Source organism: Mycobacterium sp. 663a-19, assembly GCF_035616495.1.
GTDB lineage: Bacteria > Actinomycetota > Actinomycetes > Mycobacteriales > Mycobacteriaceae > Mycobacterium.
Map to the genome: position 1 here is coordinate 488159 of NZ_JAPJAV010000001.1, position 17178 is coordinate 505336.

Genomic DNA, 17178 nt, shown 5'->3' on the forward strand with positions numbered 1-17178 from the left:
GCATCGCCCGCCAATTACCGTGGCGAGTCCGAAGATTCGCCGCGCAACTAATGTTGCCGTGTCCGGCTCGACCGGCGGACGAGATATTGCCACCCTGCGTCGAATTGAGTGTGGTTCCACGCCTGGTCGCGTTTGAATTGTGTTTCTCTTTCGTCGGACCAGTGCCGTGGCCCACCGGCTGCCGCTGCCAATAGCTCGGTGCGGCATGCGCTTTCCAACAGAACGGACAACATCACCGCTGTCGCGGCGTCAGGACCCACGGTGACCGAGCCATGATTTGGTATCAAAATGGCGCTGGCATCGCCTAGGGCTGTGGCGAGCGAGCGCCCCAATTCTGGGGTGGCGATCAGCGCGCCTGTTTCGGTGAACCGAGGAATCTGGGGGTACGCGAACGGCACCCCGTCATGCGATATCGGGTGTAGATCGCGTCCGAGCGATGCAAAGGCATTTACCGCAGCGGAATGGGTATGTACGACGCAGCCCACGTCGCCGCGGGCAGCCATGATCTCGGTGTGGATCGGAAACTCAAGGTGTCGCCGGCCTTGCCCGGTCACCACACCGCCAGAGGAATCGACGAGAACGACCTTCGGGGCGTCGATTTCCTCGAATGCCCAGCCGGAAGCCTTCATCCAGACACCACGGCCCTCGGGGTCGCGAATCGAAGCGTGCCCCCACACCAAGTCGCTCAGCCCAGCGGTCGCCAAGGCCGCACTTGCGGCTACCACTATCTCAATAGGATCGTTCATGTGGCTCAGATGTCGGCGACGGATAGTTGTTCCGATATGGCTGCCGCAGTTGACTTCACCGCCAGCTTGACCGGTTTTAGTCCGTTGCGCGGTACGCGGGAGGCTAGCGCGGCCACACTCACAGCCGCGACAACGCCACCTCGGGCGCTGTGTACAGGTGCGGCGACGCCGAGGATCTCCTCGTCCAGCTCGCCTTGAGAGATGGCCACCCCGTCTTTGCGAATCTGTGCGAGACGTGCTTGTAACTGCCCGGGGTCGGTGAGGGTTTTGGCAGTAAATCGTTCTAGGGGAGCAGCATTAAGCACGCTTGCTACCTCGTCGGGGGGCGCCCATGCGAGGAGGACCTCGGCGGCGGCGCCAGCGTTGATCGGCAGGACGTGACCGCGTTCGTAGGACAGCCGCACCGGGCGAGGGGCTTCGACGAGTTCTAAACACACGACGAAGCGACCCGAACGCCGTGTGAGCAATGCCGTTTCGCCGACGGTGGAGACGAGTGACCGCATTGCCGGTACTGCAATATCACCCAGACTTGTTCCGGCCCGGGCCAGCCGGGCGAGCTCGAAAATGCGCGGACCCAACCGAAAGCCGCCTGCAGACTTCTCGACAAAACCCGCGTTGATAAGACTTTGCATGTATCGGTATCCCGTCGAGCGCGCAACCCCGATCCGGTCGGCAATCTCTGCCCCGCTCCATACAAGCTTCTTGTCATTGAACAAAAGCAAGATATCCAGTGCACGATCGGCGGTGGAGTTTCGATCGCGATAACCGGAAGTGGCCCGGGCGGGGGATCCTGGCATGCAGGACAGGGTACCTGAAAAAGAGCATGGACAACACGCGCGCTTGAGGGTCGATGCGGCACGCGGCAACCCCATCGCACGCCCGGACGCATCACGGGGAACTTCCAATCGACCGGGAATTAACAGGGTGATAGATACGGCTGAACTAACCCTGGCACCCACCAGTGCGATTTATGTTGTCCTGATATACAGGACTAAGTGTCGGAGTAACAGGATCTGCGTTAGGCTGCCTGAGTGCCAGAAGCGGAAGGAGACGGAGCGCCGCCCGCCGCCAATTCCGTCGACGTCGCGGTGTGCGGTGCCGGGCCGGTTGGCCTGACCGCCGCAGCTTTGCTGGCGCGGCGCGGGCTAGCCGTTGCGGTGTTTGAGAAGAACGAGTCAACCAGCGACGAGCCAAAGGCCATCAGCATCGATGATGAGGCGCTGCTCGTGTTCCAACAGGCTGGGATTGTCGAATCCGTCCTGGACGTCGTGGTGCCCGGCACGGGCACTCGCTATTACGACAGCAATGGTGTGCCGCTATTCCATGCCCGCGGCGCCTGGCCATTCCGATACGGGTATCCGTTCAAAAACCCGTTCGCTCAGCCGGATCTTGAAAAAGTTCTTGTAGGGACTTTGCGGTCTTTGCCCAGGGTCGTCGTGCGGTTCGCCACCGAAGTTACCGACGTCGAGCAAACCGGGGATCGGGTACGGGTGCACGCCTCCCACAACGCTCGAGACATGCATGTTGATGCCAGCTACGCACTCGGCTGTGACGGAGGCAGATCAGCGATCCGTCAGATGCACGGCGTGACGATGAGTGGGCGCTCTCACAGTGAGGTTTGGCTAGTTGTCGACACCGTCGGAGACACGCACACGGAGCGCTACGCCATGCACCACGGTGATCCCCATCGACCGCACGTCATCGTTCCGGGACTGAATGGTCGATGTCGCTACGAATTTCGGCTTTTCGACGGGGAGGGTGAGGCAGGGGCCGTCCCGTCGTTCGATCTCATCCGCCGCTTGGTCTCAAGGTACCGGTCCCTTGAGCCCGAGCATGTCGAGCGCGCGGTCAACTACCGGTTCAATGCTCTGGTCGCCGATCAGTGGATGATCGGTCGCTCATTTCTGCTGGGTGACGCCGCGCACATGATGCCGCCGTTCGCAGGCCAGGGGCTGAACTCCGGTATCCGCGATGCTGCCAACCTCGCCTGGAAAATTGCCGGCGTGATCGACGGCCGGTTAGATCCAGCAGTCCTCGATAGCTACGAACGGGAACGGCGCCCCCACGCCGCCGCCACGGTTCGGCTATCCGAACAGCTTGGGCGGATTGTGATGACGACTTCAACAGGTCTCGCGAGGCGCCGCGACTCGCTCGTCAGAATGGCCATGCGTACTTCCGAGGGCCGTGAGTATTTGGAACACATGCGCTACCGGCCGCCACAGCACTACACGGAAGGACTCGTGATTAGCGGTGACCAGCCTGGACTGGTCGGCGTACCCATTGGCCAGCCGGTGGCCTTCGACTCCGCCGCGCACCGGCTCGGCCGCCTAGACGACACGCTGGGCAATGGCTGGGCGATTCTTGGCGTCGACATCTCTGGGGACGATTGGACTGAATTGGAACCAATCGTCAGTGCATACGACGCCACAACCGCAGTCGTCAGCACCCGAGATACCCTGCCGCACACCGCTCATCGCGTACTAATCGACGTCGACGGCGCGCTGCATCGTGAACTTGGCCGCTATAGCGGGAGGTTCGTCCTCTTGCGACCCGACAGATTCGTCGCAGCCGCATGGCTGCCGTCCGCCTCACCGGAAATCAGCGCCCAGCTTTTGCGCTGGAGCGCTCACAGGATCGCGGCTCCCGCCGCGATCTAGCAACAAGAAGGGCTTCTCATGGACAAGCCAGACCGGGTCGTTCTACAGGAACACGATGCTGGAGGGCTGTTACGCCGTACCGCGGTGTCCCACATAGGATTCGCCGTGCCTGACGTGGCGACCACGGCCGAATTCTATGGCCGGATCCTTGGGCTTGAGGTGCACAAGGATCTGCCGGGTGGTGGGCTACGCCTGGGCTGGGGCAGCGGTCACCACGTCATTGAACTAGTTGCCGGTGAACCCGCGCTAACCCACTATGGGTTCGAGGTCCGAGACGACCATGGGGTAGAGGGAATCGCCAAGAGGCTCACCGCCGCAGGCCATCTCGTCAAGGACCTGCCGCCGGCCTATATCGACAGTGCGCTGAGATCCCCCATCGGCGTCGTGGTGGCCGACCCTGAGGGCACACCTGTGCACTTTCACAATGCGGTCGAACGTCAGGGCGAGCACGGCGCCGACACGGGGCGACGACCCATTAAATACCAGCACATCACTCTCGGTACTGCCGATGTTGGCGCCATGGTGGCCTTCTTTGTCGACACAGTCGGATTCCGGATCTCTGACCAACTCGAAGACGGCCGATTCGCTTGGCTGCGCAGCAATCGTGACCACCACACGCTGGCCGTGGTCAATGTCGGCCGGGCCGGAGTGCTCGATCATTACTCCTATGACCTCGCCGAGTGGGAGGACTTCAAGGCTTGGTGCGACCGCTTGACCGATGAGGGTGTCGATGTCACCTGGGGGCCCGGCCGGCACGGGCCCGGCAACAATCTCTTTATTTTCTTCGACGATCCTGCCGGCACCCACGTGGAACTATCGGCGGAGATGGAGAAGTTCCACGACGACCGCGTCACCTATGTTGCGCGGCAATGGAAGCCAATACCCCACTCGGTGAATCTATGGGGTGGCCAACTGCCCAAGTGGCGAAAAACTAGTCAAGAGAGGTGAGTCATGGCTTACGCGACATACATACACGATGGCCAAAGCCGGGTTGGCGAGGTTCGCGGCACGCAACTGGTACCGCTGACCGGCATAACCGAAATAGGAGCAACGACTACACGAGAGGTTCTAGCCGATGCGGCCCGTGAGGAATCGGCGACTGTGGCAGTCAGTGACGTCGTGCTGCGTCCCGTGGTTCCTAACCCCACCAAAGTGTTCTGTGTCGGGCTGAACTACCGCGACCACGTTCTGGAAACCAAACGGGAACTGCCAAGCTACCCGGTGCTATTTCCGAAATACGCGTCGAGCCTCATCGGCGCCCACGACGACATCGTCCTGCCGGAGGAATCGACTCAGGTTGACTACGAAGGCGAGATGGCGGTCGTGATAGGGCACGCCGGCAGGCGTATCCAGCGATCCGATGCGCTCGCCCACGTCCTGGGTTATACCGTCGCAAACGACGTCACCATGCGCGACTTTCAATACAAGACCCATCAGTGGATGCAAGGAAAGGTTTGGGATGCCTGCACCCCCGTCGGCCCCTACTTGCTTACGCCCGACGAGATTGACATCGAGCAAGCGGGCATCCGCACCATCCTCAACGGCGAGAAGCTGCAGGAATCGGATCTGTCGCAACTCATTTTCAATGTGGCTGAGCTCATTGCCACGATCTCCACATTCAGCTCCTTGCAGGAGGGGGACCTGATTCTTACCGGGACACCCGGCGGAGTGGGATATCGGCGCGACCCTCAGGTATTCCTCAATGACGGCGACCGGATCTCCGTTGAGATCGACGGGATTGGCGCAGTCTCAAACACGGTACGACGATGAGCCGGGCCCGGCGCGGATCGCGTGCGGCAGAAGCTAACCCTGCCCCCGCCGCCGATCGCGGCAATTGCGCTGATGGCAAAGTGCTGCCGATTCGTCGAGTCGCGAGGCGGACCCGACGGACACGTGACACGCCGATTCGGTAGATGTCCTGTATTACAGGACATCGCTCTTGACATACAGATCACTAATTTTTAGGTTGACGCCATCCCGTGTGAGCGGATCAAAGGCCCCGAAACCGAGTTTGGACCTCAACAAGGAGACAAATGGATGACCAAGGGCCACTTAGGTTGAGTGTCGACAGGTCGAAATGCGAGGGGCACGGTATGTGTGAGCAGGTCGCCCCAAAACTGATTCAGCTCAACGAGGACGCCGAGCCGGTGTTTGACCTTGGCGACATTCCGCCAGCGGACAGGCCGTTGGCCGATGCGGCGGTGCAGTGCTGTCCGGTCGCTGCATTGTCTGTCTACACGATCGGCGAGACTGAGGCACACCGCTCCCAAGATCTGCACGAGCCACCTGAAATGCCAAACCGCGCGCCTCTCCTGCACAAATGATGTCGGGCAATGCGACCCCGTGTCAGCCGCGTACCGCGCTGGATCTCCTGCACAGGAAACTGCAGCTCGAAACCTGATTCAACCGTCACCACCCGTGGAAGCCACGGCGGACCGAAGGACCCTCTGATGACTCAAACCGACACGATCCCGCGATCCGACGTTGACCTGTTCAGCGCAGAGGTAATGGCCGATCCATATCCGTTGTATCGCCAGCTGCGTGACGCGGGTCCGGTGGTGTATCTGGACCGATTCGATGTATGGGCTGTAACGCGCTACGCAGAGGCGCGTCACGTCCTTGCTGATTGGCAGTCGTTCTCGTCGGCCGACATCGCTCTGAATGAGCAGTTCAACTCTTACGTCGGCGACGGCATCATTCGGTCTAACCCGCCCCTGCACGACCAGCAGCGCGACGTGCTCGCATCGCGGCTTTCTCCGCGCGCAGTGCGCGAAATTCAGCCCGAAATCGACGCGCGTGCAACCGATGTCGTCGCCGCGCTGGTCGAACGGGGTTCGTTTGATGCGGTAAGTGACCTCGCCAGGCCGTTTCCGCTTGAGGTGGTGGCAGACCTCATCGGACTGCCACGCCAGGGTCGGGAACGGCTGCTTGAGCTTGTCGACGCGAACTTCAACTGTTTCGGACCCGACAACGACCGTACCCGCGAATCAGGCCCGAAGCTGGCCGAATTGGCCCAGTACGTAATGGCCAATGCCACCAAGGAGACACTGGCCGAGAACAGTATGGGTGCAGCTGTCTATGAGGCAGTCGACGCCGGGTGGGTACCCGCCGATGCTGCGCCGTGGCTCGTCATGACATATGTGACTGCAGGTATCGACACGACAGTGCATGCAGTCGGCCATATGATCTGGCTGTTCGCGCAGCACCGCGACCAGTGGGAGGAACTGCGTGCCGAGCCCGCGCTCATCCCCGGCGCTTTCCGGGAGGTCTTGCGCTACGAATCACCGGTCCAGCTGTTCGGTCGGACGGCAACCAACGAGTGGACCGTCGGCGATGTCACTGTGCCCGCCGGCTCGCGACTGGCTGTGCTATTCGGGTGCGCCAACCGCGATGAGCGCAAGTGGGAACAGGCCGACCGATTCGACGTCCGGCGCAACAACATCGACCAGCTGGCCTTCGGCTATGGACTGCACGCATGCGCCGGGCAGGCGCTCGCAAGAATCGAGGGAGAAGCGATTCTTCGTGCGCTTATCAACACCGTGAGCGACATCGAGGCCGGCGACGCGGTGCGCCACTACAACAATGTCCTGCGCGGCCTCGAGTCCCTTCCCGTCAAAGTCATCAAGGCCCAATAAGCCCGATGCCTTTCGTCGATGTGCCGGCGCCTCATTCGTTGGCGCCTCGCTGTCACCATCGCCAGACAAATTTGCACGTGGCGTATTGCGTGGCGCGCCGGCGTACGGAATTTTGTCGAAAAGAATGACTTCACCAGCGACGAAATCCGGGCATGACGATGCCAAACCGCAGGGACGCAGACTGCCGGTCAGCCGCGGCGAATCACCGCCAGGCGCATGCGAATCGGCGCCGCAATGAAAGGTAGGCATGGCACGAACCGAGAATGACACCTGGGACCTGGCAACCAGCGTAGGGGCCACCGCCACCATGGTGGCGGCGGGCAGGGCTCGCGCCACCAAAGCTGAGCTTATCGACGACAGATTCGCCGAACCGTTGGTGCGAGCGGTTGGCATCGAGTTCTTCACCCGCTGGGCGGCCGGCGAACTGCACTCCGCTGAGGTCGACATCCCGGAACATCCCTGGGGCATGCAGCGGATGACCAACCTGATGGCGGCGCGCACCCGCCACATCGACAAGTTCATCTCGGACGCGGTGTCGGCGGGCGTCCGCCAGGCGGTGATCTTGGCCTCTGGTCTCGATGCACGTGCATACCGACTGGCTTGGCCGGTTGGCATGACGCTGTTCGAGATTGATCAACCGCATGTTCTCGAATTCAAGGGCGTCACGTTGGACGCGCTGGGCGCCACTGCGACAACCAACCTGCGGGTGGTGTCGATTGATCTGCGACGTGATTGGCCAACGGCCTTGCGGCAGGCCGGGTTCGACACCGACCGGCCCACCGCTTGGATCGCCGAGGGCTTACTAGCATTCTTGCCACCAGACGCCCAGGATCGCCTACTTGACAACATCACCGCGCTCAGCGCCGATGGCAGCCGCCTGGTGGCCGAAATCTTCATGAGCAACATGCAAACCATGCAGACCTTGCAGGATGCGACGCAAAAATGGTACGAGCACGGTCTCGACGTCGAGATCGACAACCTGGGCTACGAGACCAAGCGCAACGATGTCGCGACTTATTTGGACACGCGTGGCTGGCGCACAGTTCGAACATCGGCCAGTCAGTTGTTGGCCGACAACGGATTGCCAGTGCCGCCGCGCAATGATGCCTACACCGAGAACCACTATTGCATCGCGATGCTGGATTGATGCTGAGGCGAACGAGCGATCCGGAGCACCTGATCTACCAATGGATAGCGCGCGGGGTGAAATAGGCGGAACCGGTTGGTGTTGACTCTTGACGCCGTCAAGACCCGAAAACATAACCGCAGGTAACGAGCGGGACTGAATCGGAACGAGGCGGAGCGAACCCGCAGGTCAACCGGTATTTTGCCTGGTCGAGGCTGGGGTTCGAATCCCCTTAGCTCCGCTGTTTTCCGTGTGCCTAAACGATCGCCTTGCGTTCTGTCTCGCACCGTTTAGTCCCCTGCATGAGGTACGGAGCGTCGCAGGAGAGCATGGTCTTCGGCACCGACGACGATTGAGGCGTGCTGTTGATGCCATCAACACTTTCCGCGTATCCGCAGGTCATTTCGCGTCATTTGGCGTGGTTTAGCGTAGTCATATTCCACGTCTTCCCAGGTCGCAGCCATTTTGTGGCGGGTTCGATTCCCGGCAGCTCCACGGGAAAACGGCCCCCTAAGCAAGCGTTTTGTCTTTACCTGCCCGGCAGACATCAACATGCGGTCAACGTCGGCGTCTCAGGCGTCAACGACACTGGGGCGACTCAACGGGAGCAATAACCCAGCGGGCTCGCAGCCGACGCTATGACCATCGATCAACTATCGCTTCGCGTCAGCCGTAGGCGAGAAGTGGGCGTCAAGCCAGAAACGGCATCAGTCCGCGGCTCCTGCGGAATCCGCGGCAAAGGATGCTTCCGGTGCCGCTCGATCAAGTCTTCAACATCCTCGTGCGTCATGCGCCAGGTGCGACCGATGCGGTACCCGGACAATTCGCCGCGGTTCAAGCGACGGGATAGCCAGCGCACACCATCCGTCATCTCCGGAGGGAGACCATCTTCGCGACCTCGGAAAGCGAGTACGTCTTGATCTCGAGCGAGTCGTCGTGCATGCCCATACTCTGCGCGCGTCTGCGCTGTCCAAGGGTTCGCAATGAAATCCATTGGCTGTGACCGGCGCCCACGTCGGATGACCACTTCAGCCCGCATTCAGCCGCGAGCAAATGCTTAACGCGAATGGCGGTCAAATTGAGCGAATTAGCGGCGGCAACGCTGAACCACTGCGCGGCTCGTTCCCGACAGACCAGTCCGGCATCGCTTCCCGACTCGACACCGCGGCCCACGATTGACCATCGCCGGCCACGGTGCGTCATCTGATGCCAAAGAATCACCGACCACAGCACCGACCAGAACAAGCCAGGGCCGATCGGCAGGCACTCAAAAATCACCGCTGACCTGCATCAACAGTGAGTGCCCCCGGCAGGATTCGAACCTGCGACACCGGCTTTAGGAGAGCCTGCAAGCTCTCCCGGTCGCGGCCCCGAAAGCCGTTATGAGCTGGCAATTTAACGCCATCCGTCACCAACCGAAACCACGGCGTGTCGCAGATTCACCGACCAAGCACCGACCACAGATGGCCGCTCCATTATGGGCTTGGTAACGAGCCAAGGCCATGCGGTTAGATGATTCATAGGGCTGGAAGTACTTGATTACCGTCGCACATCAGTCAGTTCCCAAGCGAGGGCGCAAGAGCCGGACACGCATGCTATCACGGCGCATACGATGATAGCATCGCTGTGTGAAGCAAATGTTGCTCCGGGTGCCCGAGGAGATCCACCGCCGGCTGTCCGCTCGTGCCGCGCGCGAGGGGCGCAGCCTCAACGCGGTCGCTACCGAAATCCTCGACGCGGCGGTCGATGCCGACAGCGGTGATCGGCGTGTGCAGTTGCGTGCCGCGGCGGCGGCCGCAGGCACCCTGCGCACCGTGAACGTGCGCCCGGTCAGTCCCGCACGGCGGCGGCGGATCACCGAGTCGACCCGCGGCCTGGGACACCAACTCGATCGTTTGCTGGCGCAAGAGCGCGACAGGACGTGATCGCGTACCTGGACTCCTCTGTTGTCGCCCGGGCTTACCTTGTCGACGAGGACGGGCATCAACAGGCCACCGCGCTGCTGGCTGACCCAGACATTGCAACCGTCACTGGAACGTGGACACGAATCGAAGTCTCGGGCGCGCTTGTCCGGGCCGCGCGCGCGGGCCGCGGCGATGAGAAGGGGTTGCTCGCGCTGCTTGATGCAGACCTCGCGGGTCCGGTGATCGTACTGGGAGCGCCCCAAGACGAGGTTGAGCAGCATTCTCTGGAACTTGTTCGCCGACATGCACTGCGCGCGATGGATGCCTGGCATCTGGCGGTGGCCGCACTGGTTGTTCCGCCACTGCTCGAACCCGGCGAGCCGCAGGCTTTCGCGTCGCGCGACGAAGCGCAACGCAAGGTCGCCGAAGAACTTGGGTTCGTCGCGATTTGATTGGCAATGCACGCTGAGACCATGCGAATTCTTGACCATCAATTGGCCCACTTGGACACTCGGCGCGTTCCCAAATCGGCGGCATCGCGTTCTGGGCCGGTAGGTCGCACAGCGGGAGAGCAGGTCGTAAAGAGTTTTCAACGCGTCCAGTTGCCGGTGGTGATAGCGGTGGTGGGGTGGGGTCGGTGATACTGCGCGGTATGTCGCTCGATGAGCTGATGGCTGAGGCTGGTCGTGCGCTCGGTGGTGCTCGTCGCCTGTTTGGCCGTGCACCGGCTGATGGCAGATGGTCGTCGACCCAGGCGTTGTCGACGAGTCGTGAGGCGGTGGGCCAGGCGGCCAGGGCAGCGGGGGCCAGTTGGTCGGGCAATGCCGCTGAAGGGTACGGGATCGCCGCTGGTGGTCAGCGGTGGGCGCTAGATTCCACGATCGGCGCCGATAACGGCACGGGTCCGCCGGTGACCGGCAGTGGTCAGGCCGCCGCCGACGGGGGAGGGGCCATGGACGGCGTGATCGGTGATGCCCGGTCGGGTGTCGCCGCGATCGCCCCGGCGACCGGGACGCCGGCGGGCAAGCAGGAGCTGGTGCGTCATTTGCAGGGCCAACTTGACCGCGCCAGAGACCTGCTCAAGGTCTCTGAGCAGCGCAACATGGAGCTGGCCGCGCTGATCGAGCGCGGTTCGGCGGGCTACAACCCGGCGGCTGCCGCCAATCCGATGGGCGGGGTCATGGGTGGCGGTATGCCGATGGGCCTCGGCGGCGGGGGTGGGGGACTGGGCTCGGGGTTTTCCATCCCCGGCCTCGACAGCCTCACCGGCCTCACCGGCAACCACCACCACGCCAACCCACGAGCCGACGACGAGGGCCTGACCCTGGCCGCCAACGAGCCGAGCGGACCCGGGCCTGAGCGTGAACGCGCGGCGATTGACCGCGCGCTGGACATCAAAGGCATCCACGATCCGGCCGCACGTGCCCGCTGGGAAGCGGGAATGATGCTGGTGACCAAGCGGGAATCCACCTACAACAGCGGCGCGGAGAACGACAGCGACGGCGATCCCGCCGTGGGCAGCTACCAGTTCAAACTGGCCACCTTCCGCTCCTACCACGAGCCGGGAACCGCCGATGACCGCAAAGACAATGTGGCCGCGGCGTGCGCATTCATCAACTACGCCCGCGGCCGCTACCACGTGGCTGCCGACGCATCGAACCTCGCAGCCAACATTCAGCAAGCCGACCCCACCCGTCCGGCCGCTCCGTATTAGACGCGTAGTTGCCGGTGGTGATAGCGGTGGTGGGGTGGGGTCGGTGATACTGCGCGGTATGTCGCTCGATGAGCTGATGGCTGAGGCTGGTCGTGCGCTCGGTGGTGCTCGTCGCCTGTTTGGCCGTGCACCGGCTGATGGCAGATGGTCGTCGACCCAGGCGTTGTCGACGAGTCGTGAGGCGGTGGGCCAGGCGGCCAGGGCAGCGGGGGCCAGTTGGTCGGGCAATGCCGCTGAAGGGTACGGGATCGCCGCTGGTGGTCAGCGGTGGGCGCTAGATTCCACGATCGGCGCCGATAACGGCACGGGTCCGCCGGTGACCGGCAGTGGTCAGGCCGCCGCCGACGGGGGAGGGGCCATGGACGGCGTGATCGGTGATGCCCGGTCGGGTGTCGCCGCGATCGCCCCGGCGACCGGGACGCCGGCGGGCAAGCAGGAGCTGGTGCGTCATTTGCAGGGCCAACTTGACCGCGCCAGAGACCTGCTCAAGGTCTCTGAGCAGCGCAACATGGAGCTGGCCGCGCTGATCGAGCGCGGTTCGGCGGGCTACAACCCGGCGGCTGCCGCCAATCCGATGGGCGGGGTCATGGGTGGCGGTATGCCGATGGGCCTCGGCGGCGGGGGTGGGGGACTGGGCTCGGGGTTTTCCATCCCCGGCCTCGACAGCCTCACCGGCCTCACCGGCAACCACCACCACGCCAACCAGATGCTCGACGCCCACGATGCCGGCATTACCGGCGGCAGCCCCCTGGCCCAGATCGCCGTTAAGGCCGCGCTCACCAAGCTTGGCAAACCTTACGTGTGGGGAGCTAAGGGCCCCAACCAGTTCGACTGCTCAGGGCTGACGCACTGGGCTTACGCCCAGGCTGGAATCACGCTGGGGCCCGACACCTACACCCAGATCCACAACGGGCCAGCGGTACCGCACAGTCACGTCGAAGCCGGGGACTTGATCTTCCCCGAGGCAGGCCACGTCATGCTGGCGATCAGCCCGACACAAGTCATCGAAGCCCAGCAATCCGGTGTACCCGTTAAGATTTCGCCGATGCCATCTTCGTACCAGGCCCGCCGACCGACCGCCTAGCCGCGCTGGTGTCCGCCTGCTGGGCAGCCTCGCGGATCACCTCGCGGTACTCGTGAAGCTGGACAGCCGCGGACATGGTCTCGTTCCACGAGGTTCCCACCATGTGCGGCAAGATCGCCGTGATCAGCGACTCCAGTTGCAGGAGTTGATCGTCGAGCTGACGCAACGTCTCGCGAGCCTGCTCACTGCGCTCGCGTACCAACACCTCGGTACACGTCGCCGCGATCGCCGCCACCGCTGTGGCGATGGTCAACGCCATCAGGTCCGTGCGCGTCGCGCCGGCGGCTGGCGCCGAGTTGACGGCCCGTGGCGACGGCGGGGGCGCGGCCGCCTCCGGCACATTACCGCCGCGTCGCACCGCGTCAAGGGTTCCCCGCGGCCATTGCAGCGCGTCTTCAAACTTGATGCGGTTGGTGCGGTGTGGAAACGACTTCCCGCGCTCTAGCAGCGCTGCCGTGTTGAGCGACACCCCCGCAGCGTCGGCCAGGTCACGCTGGGTCTCCAATCCAAGTTCGACGCGCCGGTCCGCCACAGCCCTGCCCACCCGCTCCAACGGGCTGTCGTGATTCGGAGTTTGGGTGCTCACCGCGTCCTTTGCCTGTGCCCGGTCGTCGCCCGACGACACGTCAATACCTGCACGTCCAACTATAGAAGTTGACCACACCGATGCACTGCCAGGCACGTAATCCCAATCGGCAGGCCAGACAAAGTAGGGCACAGGAGTAGGCAGGAATAACCGCTTAAGTGTTCGCGCCGCCGTGACATACCGCCCCGACTGTCATCTCCAAGGAGTGATCTAGCTGCGGAGATAGCTCATTGCCAAACTTTTGTTCGCAACCGTGTTGCTTCCCACGAAATAAACAGCTATAAACACCTTTAGTAGACAACATCCACCGGTTGCTACACAGGTTTAGACAGGATTGAGGGACCGGGAGTGAACACCGTTCGACCGATACGAGCCAACACGGGCCTATGCCAATACGAGGACTTCGACAACTGGTTCAGCAAGTCACCGCGCATCCAGCGGGAATCCAAAGCGATTTGCACCAACTGTCCGATCATCGCCAGTTGCGCACAGCGCGCTCTGGACCTCGACGCCACGAACGGCATCTGGGCCAGTGTCCATCTGCCGGGTAGCGCTGACCCCACCGCCCTAGAGGCGGCCCATGACCGCCTGCGCGACGTGATCAAGCGGTACCAGCACCAACCGGCCGAACTGCGGCGGCGATCGCTACGGATCCGCCAGGCAGTGCATTTCGCGGCCACCCAACGCGAACGGCGGGCCCGCACGCCAGATGCCGAGTACACCATCCCGTCCCAGCAGCGATCAGCGACGGAGAAGGTCAGTGCCTAACCCCGCCCGTGCCTCCAGCATCCTGCGCGACGACCTACTCGCCCAACTTCGCAGCGCCTCTGGCCCGCTGAGCACCGCGCAGCTGCTCGCGCAAGCCCCCGACGTGCCCGTGCGCGGCGCCCGGCAACGTTTGGCGCCGCTGCGCGAACAGATCTACCGCGCGCTGTGCGCTTTGGAGCGTGGGGGACTGGTCACCCGAGTCGGGGCCGAAGGCCGCTCGCTGAACTGGACAGCATCACCGACACCCGCGGACCGCGAAATCGCCGCGCTCGAAGCGGCTTTCCACGCCCCCAGCCCTATCGGCAGCCGCGCGGCTGCACCCGCCGAAACGAGTCGGCCATGAGCGCCACCATCAGTACCCGCCTACACACGCGGTGGCTGCCTGCGCTGGTGAGCGGTCAGCCCCACGAAGTCATCGGCGACCTCGACGCCCCTTATCTCAAGCGCTGGCATCTGATCCCGCCCAACCGGCACCTCAACATCTACCTGCACCACTTCTGCCGCTCCGATGACCCCGGCGCACTGCACGACCACCCCTGGGACTTCGTCTCCATCCTGCTCGCCGGGCGCTACCTCGAAGTCACCGACACCGCAGCCACAGTGCGCACGCCCGGCAGCCTCGCGATGCGACGCGCCGAGCACCGCCACCGCATCCGCCTCTTCACCGACGGACACGGCACCCCGCAACGCTGCTGGAGCCTGGTCATCACCGGAGCGCGCCGCCGCCAATGGGGATTCTGGTGCCCCACCGCCGTGGGCACCCGCCGCTTTGTGCCCTGGCAGCTCTACGGCTCCCCACCCCCGCCACGTCGGCGACTCCATCAGCACGCCGAACTTAAGGACCGGCCATGATGACCTGTCCTGTTCGCGCGGCCCTACACGCCCGCGTCCCCGAACTCGCCGACGACCTCATCGAAATCGTCGCCGTTGCACGCGATCCCGGCCGACGCGCCAAAGTCGCTGTGCGAGCCCGCATCCCCGGAGTCAACCCGGTCGGCGCCTGCATCGGATGGGGCGGTCTGCGCATCTCCGACGTCGAAAAACGCCTTCACGGCGAACGGGTCAGCATCGTGGCCTACGACCCCGATCCCGCCACCTACGTCACCAGTGCGATCGCCGTGCCATCAGCCACCGCGCACATCACCGATCCCAGCCAGGCCGTAATGCAGGTCTACGTCGATGCTGGCGACTACCCGCGCGCACTGGGCAAATACGGCCACAACCTGCGGCTGGCCGGCGAACTGACGCACTGGCACATCCAGCTGGAGGCCAACGCCTACCCGCGCCAACTCCAGACACGGCCAGCCCTCAGCGCGTGACCGCTCACTAAACCACTCGCTGCCGTCACCAAGGAGGCTGACCATGGCGAATCCGAGGACACACCGCCACATCAGCACCGCACCGCTCCCGCACACCGCGCCACGGGGCGAGCGCCGATGACCACCGTCACCCTCGCCGGCGAACTGACTGGCCGCGACACCACCATCCGCCGCGAGCACCGACATCTCACCGTGCTCGCCTGCGATGGCACCCGACTGGCCTGCACCGACCACGGCGATCCCGTCGCACCACACACCGTCGTGTTCCTGCACGGCCTGTGTCTGAACTCCACGAGCTGGACACACCACATCAACCAGCTCACCGACCGCTACGGACCCGCGGTACGGATCATCACCTACGATCACCGCGGCCACGGCAGCTCAGCCTGCGCCCCCACGCCCAGTTACACCATCGCCCGCCTGGCCGCCGACCTGTCCGATGTGCTGCGCGCCCTGCGTGTCCGCGGCCCGCTCACCTTGGTCGGCCATTCGATGGGCGGAATGACCGCTCTGGCCTACCTCGACCAGCCCTGCAACCAGCGCCCCGTGGAGCCCACCGGATTGGTCCTGATCGCCACCGCCGCAGGCAAACTCACCCAACGCGGTCTGGGCCGACTACTGGCCGGCCCCGGCACCGCAACCCTGGTGCACCGGGCCGCCCACGCTCCCGGCACGCTGCTGTGCACCCTCGCCAGGCCGATCTGCACCCTGCTGTCCCACCTCGGAGACCACGTCGCCTCCACCACCTTGGCCTCGGTCGCCCTGACTGCGCTGACCACCACGCCGCCGCGCACCGCCCTGGGATTTCTGCCCACGCTGCGCACCTACGACCTCTATCCGAACCTTCCCAACATCAGCGCACTAACAGTGATCCTCAGCGGAGACGTCGATCCCCTCACCCCCGCAGAGCACAGCCGCGACCTAGCTGCCGCGATACCCGGTGCGCGACATATCACCGTCGCCGGCGCTGGCCACATGCTGCCTCAACAAGCTCCCGACGTCATCCTGCGAGCAATCACCGACGTCATCGCCGCCAGCAAGCCCGGCCCAACCGTGACCGGTCGACGACTGCCGTTGCCGCACAACCAGGTTGCCGTCCCGACCGCCGCGCACCCAGCGGCCAACTGATCCCAACCCCGTCCAGAAAGGACCCCCTACACCATGACTACCGCCACCGACACCCCCCGAACTCGCCCCACCAATAGCGATCAGCCCAGCCGCCACGTCCCTATCGGCAGCTATACCGACGATCCTGCCGCCAATGCCCGCCACAGCGCCGACATCGCGGACATGATGGCCGACCGATCCCGTGGAAGCGCCGACAGATCGGCAGCAAGTGCGGCGACCGCGCTCAACGCGCTGCGGCTCGCCGAAATCGCCGCCGGCAAAGCGGCCCTCGCTGCCGATCGCGCAAACACCGGCAGCCGCATCATGGCCGACAAAATCCTGTCCGTGGTCGGGCTTCTCGCGATAGCAGCCCTGGTCGAAATCCTATGTGCCGTCACCATCTACGCTCTCGCGAAGCCGATCTTCGCCGCGGTCGACAGCCCGGAGTACATCCAGCACCCGCAGCACTGGACAGCACCGCCGGCAGGCTTCGGCGCGACGCTGGGCGCGCCGCTCGGAGCGCGGCCGTGAC

20 protein-coding genes are annotated in these 17178 nt (G+C 63.7%); 16 read left to right on the forward strand and 4 right to left on the reverse strand.

Annotated elements, in window-relative coordinates:
- Window positions 1–47 precede the first annotated feature (47 nt).
- A complete protein-coding gene (locus OQ968_RS02525) occupies window positions 48–746 on the reverse strand; it encodes a class II aldolase/adducin family protein (protein ID WP_324674314.1) in 699 nt (232 codons plus the stop codon).
- 5 nt (window positions 747–751) lie between these two features.
- Entirely contained in the window at window positions 752–1543 is a 792-nt protein-coding gene (locus OQ968_RS02530) for an IclR family transcriptional regulator (protein ID WP_324674316.1), read from the reverse strand.
- A gap of 234 nt (window positions 1544–1777) precedes the next feature.
- On the opposite strand from OQ968_RS02530, the gene OQ968_RS02535 reads away from it, so the two are divergent.
- The 6 genes from OQ968_RS02535 to OQ968_RS02560 all read left to right on the forward strand — a co-directional run bounded on the left by OQ968_RS02535 (window position 1778) and on the right by OQ968_RS02560 (window position 8185).
- A complete protein-coding gene (locus tag OQ968_RS02535) occupies window positions 1778–3403 on the forward strand; it encodes a bifunctional 3-(3-hydroxy-phenyl)propionate/3-hydroxycinnamic acid hydroxylase (RefSeq protein WP_324674318.1) in 1626 nt (541 codons plus the stop codon).
- A gap of 84 nt (window positions 3404–3487) precedes the next feature.
- Window positions 3488–4351 carry a VOC family protein gene (locus OQ968_RS02540; protein ID WP_324675027.1) on the forward strand — a complete coding sequence of 288 codons (864 nt, stop codon included), beginning with the start codon at window positions 3488–3490 and terminating at the stop codon, window positions 4349–4351.
- A 3-nt stretch (window positions 4352–4354) separates the two neighbouring features.
- Window positions 4355–5173, forward strand: a complete 819-nt coding sequence (locus OQ968_RS02545; protein ID WP_324674320.1) for a fumarylacetoacetate hydrolase family protein — start codon at window positions 4355–4357, stop codon at window positions 5171–5173.
- 263 nt (window positions 5174–5436) lie between these two features.
- Window positions 5437–5727: a ferredoxin gene (locus tag OQ968_RS02550; RefSeq protein ID WP_324674322.1), complete on the forward strand. Its 291-nt coding sequence runs from the start codon at window positions 5437–5439 to the stop codon at window positions 5725–5727.
- 126 nt (window positions 5728–5853) lie between these two features.
- On the forward strand, window positions 5854–7038 hold the full coding sequence (locus OQ968_RS02555; RefSeq protein WP_324674324.1) for a cytochrome P450: 1185 nt from the start codon (window positions 5854–5856) through the stop codon (window positions 7036–7038).
- A gap of 247 nt (window positions 7039–7285) precedes the next feature.
- Window positions 7286–8185, forward strand: a complete 900-nt coding sequence (locus OQ968_RS02560; protein WP_324674326.1) for a class I SAM-dependent methyltransferase — start codon at window positions 7286–7288, stop codon at window positions 8183–8185.
- Between the two features lie 846 nt (window positions 8186–9031).
- Here OQ968_RS02560 and OQ968_RS02565 read toward each other — a convergent pair.
- Window positions 9032–9442: a hypothetical protein gene (locus OQ968_RS02565; RefSeq protein WP_324674328.1), complete on the reverse strand. Its 411-nt coding sequence runs from the start codon at window positions 9440–9442 to the stop codon at window positions 9032–9034.
- A 359-nt stretch (window positions 9443–9801) separates the two neighbouring features.
- Between OQ968_RS02565 and OQ968_RS02570 the strand changes: the two genes are divergently transcribed.
- The 4 genes from OQ968_RS02570 (at window position 9802) to OQ968_RS02585 (ending at window position 12866) form a co-directional block, all read left to right on the forward strand.
- Window positions 9802–10089, forward strand: a complete 288-nt coding sequence (locus OQ968_RS02570; protein ID WP_324675029.1) for a FitA-like ribbon-helix-helix domain-containing protein — start codon at window positions 9802–9804, stop codon at window positions 10087–10089.
- Window positions 10086–10520, forward strand: a complete 435-nt coding sequence (locus OQ968_RS02575) for a type II toxin-antitoxin system VapC family toxin (RefSeq protein WP_324674330.1) — start codon at window positions 10086–10088, stop codon at window positions 10518–10520. Before OQ968_RS02570 ends, OQ968_RS02575 begins: the two co-directional genes overlap by 4 nt.
- Window positions 10521–10720: 200 nt before the next feature.
- The gene (locus tag OQ968_RS02580; protein ID WP_324674332.1) at window positions 10721–11782 is read left to right on the forward strand and encodes a lytic transglycosylase; all 1062 of its coding nucleotides are present in this window, start codon (window positions 10721–10723) and stop codon (window positions 11780–11782) included.
- Between the two features lie 58 nt (window positions 11783–11840).
- The gene (locus OQ968_RS02585; protein WP_324674334.1) at window positions 11841–12866 is read left to right on the forward strand and encodes a C40 family peptidase; all 1026 of its coding nucleotides are present in this window, start codon (window positions 11841–11843) and stop codon (window positions 12864–12866) included.
- Here the strand turns inward: OQ968_RS02585 and OQ968_RS02590 are convergent.
- Window positions 12814–13491: a helix-turn-helix transcriptional regulator gene (locus OQ968_RS02590; protein WP_324674337.1), complete on the reverse strand. Its 678-nt coding sequence runs from the start codon at window positions 13489–13491 to the stop codon at window positions 12814–12816. The two genes, OQ968_RS02585 and OQ968_RS02590, sit on opposite strands and share 53 nt — an antisense overlap.
- Before the next feature lie 309 nt (window positions 13492–13800).
- Between OQ968_RS02590 and OQ968_RS02595 the strand changes: the two genes are divergently transcribed.
- The 6 genes from OQ968_RS02595 (at window position 13801) to OQ968_RS02620 (ending at window position 17177) form a co-directional block, all read left to right on the forward strand.
- Complete coding sequence (locus OQ968_RS02595) at window positions 13801–14220, forward strand: WhiB family transcriptional regulator (RefSeq protein ID WP_324674339.1); 420 nt, start codon at window positions 13801–13803, stop codon at window positions 14218–14220.
- Window positions 14213–14563, forward strand: coding sequence for a hypothetical protein (locus OQ968_RS02600; RefSeq protein ID WP_324674341.1), 351 nt, complete (start codon window positions 14213–14215; stop codon window positions 14561–14563). The genes OQ968_RS02595 and OQ968_RS02600 overlap by 8 nt, the downstream gene beginning before the upstream one ends.
- Window positions 14560–15072 carry a hypothetical protein gene (locus OQ968_RS02605; RefSeq protein ID WP_324674343.1) on the forward strand — a complete coding sequence of 171 codons (513 nt, stop codon included), beginning with the start codon at window positions 14560–14562 and terminating at the stop codon, window positions 15070–15072. The genes OQ968_RS02600 and OQ968_RS02605 overlap by 4 nt, the downstream gene beginning before the upstream one ends.
- Window positions 15069–15539, forward strand: a complete 471-nt coding sequence (locus OQ968_RS02610) for a nucleic acid-binding protein (RefSeq protein WP_324674345.1) — start codon at window positions 15069–15071, stop codon at window positions 15537–15539. Before OQ968_RS02605 ends, OQ968_RS02610 begins: the two co-directional genes overlap by 4 nt.
- A gap of 117 nt (window positions 15540–15656) precedes the next feature.
- Entirely contained in the window at window positions 15657–16667 is a 1011-nt protein-coding gene (locus tag OQ968_RS02615; protein WP_324674347.1) for an alpha/beta hydrolase, read from the forward strand.
- A gap of 33 nt (window positions 16668–16700) precedes the next feature.
- The gene (locus tag OQ968_RS02620; protein WP_324674349.1) at window positions 16701–17177 is read left to right on the forward strand and encodes a hypothetical protein; all 477 of its coding nucleotides are present in this window, start codon (window positions 16701–16703) and stop codon (window positions 17175–17177) included.
- The last annotated feature ends 1 nt before the right edge of the window (window position 17178 follow it).

Coding starts and splice junctions, on each gene's coding strand:
- OQ968_RS02530 (WP_324674316.1), bottom strand. CDS start 1,543: ATGCCAGGATCCCCCGCCCGGGCCACTTCCGGTTATCGCGATCGAAAC.
- OQ968_RS02570 (WP_324675029.1), top strand. CDS start 9,802: ATGTTGCTCCGGGTGCCCGAGGAGATCCACCGCCGGCTGTCCGCTCGT.
- OQ968_RS02580 (WP_324674332.1), top strand. CDS start 10,721: ATGTCGCTCGATGAGCTGATGGCTGAGGCTGGTCGTGCGCTCGGTGGT.
- OQ968_RS02620 (WP_324674349.1), top strand. CDS start 16,701: ATGACTACCGCCACCGACACCCCCCGAACTCGCCCCACCAATAGCGAT.
- OQ968_RS02555 (WP_324674324.1), top strand. CDS start 5,854: ATGACTCAAACCGACACGATCCCGCGATCCGACGTTGACCTGTTCAGC.
- OQ968_RS02560 (WP_324674326.1), top strand. CDS start 7,286: ATGGCACGAACCGAGAATGACACCTGGGACCTGGCAACCAGCGTAGGG.
- OQ968_RS02585 (WP_324674334.1), top strand. CDS start 11,841: ATGTCGCTCGATGAGCTGATGGCTGAGGCTGGTCGTGCGCTCGGTGGT.
- OQ968_RS02550 (WP_324674322.1), top strand. CDS start 5,437: ATGGATGACCAAGGGCCACTTAGGTTGAGTGTCGACAGGTCGAAATGC.
- OQ968_RS02525 (WP_324674314.1), bottom strand. CDS start 746: ATGAACGATCCTATTGAGATAGTGGTAGCCGCAAGTGCGGCCTTGGCG.
- OQ968_RS02610 (WP_324674345.1), top strand. CDS start 15,069: ATGATGACCTGTCCTGTTCGCGCGGCCCTACACGCCCGCGTCCCCGAA.
- OQ968_RS02545 (WP_324674320.1), top strand. CDS start 4,355: ATGGCTTACGCGACATACATACACGATGGCCAAAGCCGGGTTGGCGAG.
- OQ968_RS02615 (WP_324674347.1), top strand. CDS start 15,657: ATGACCACCGTCACCCTCGCCGGCGAACTGACTGGCCGCGACACCACC.
- OQ968_RS02605 (WP_324674343.1), top strand. CDS start 14,560: ATGAGCGCCACCATCAGTACCCGCCTACACACGCGGTGGCTGCCTGCG.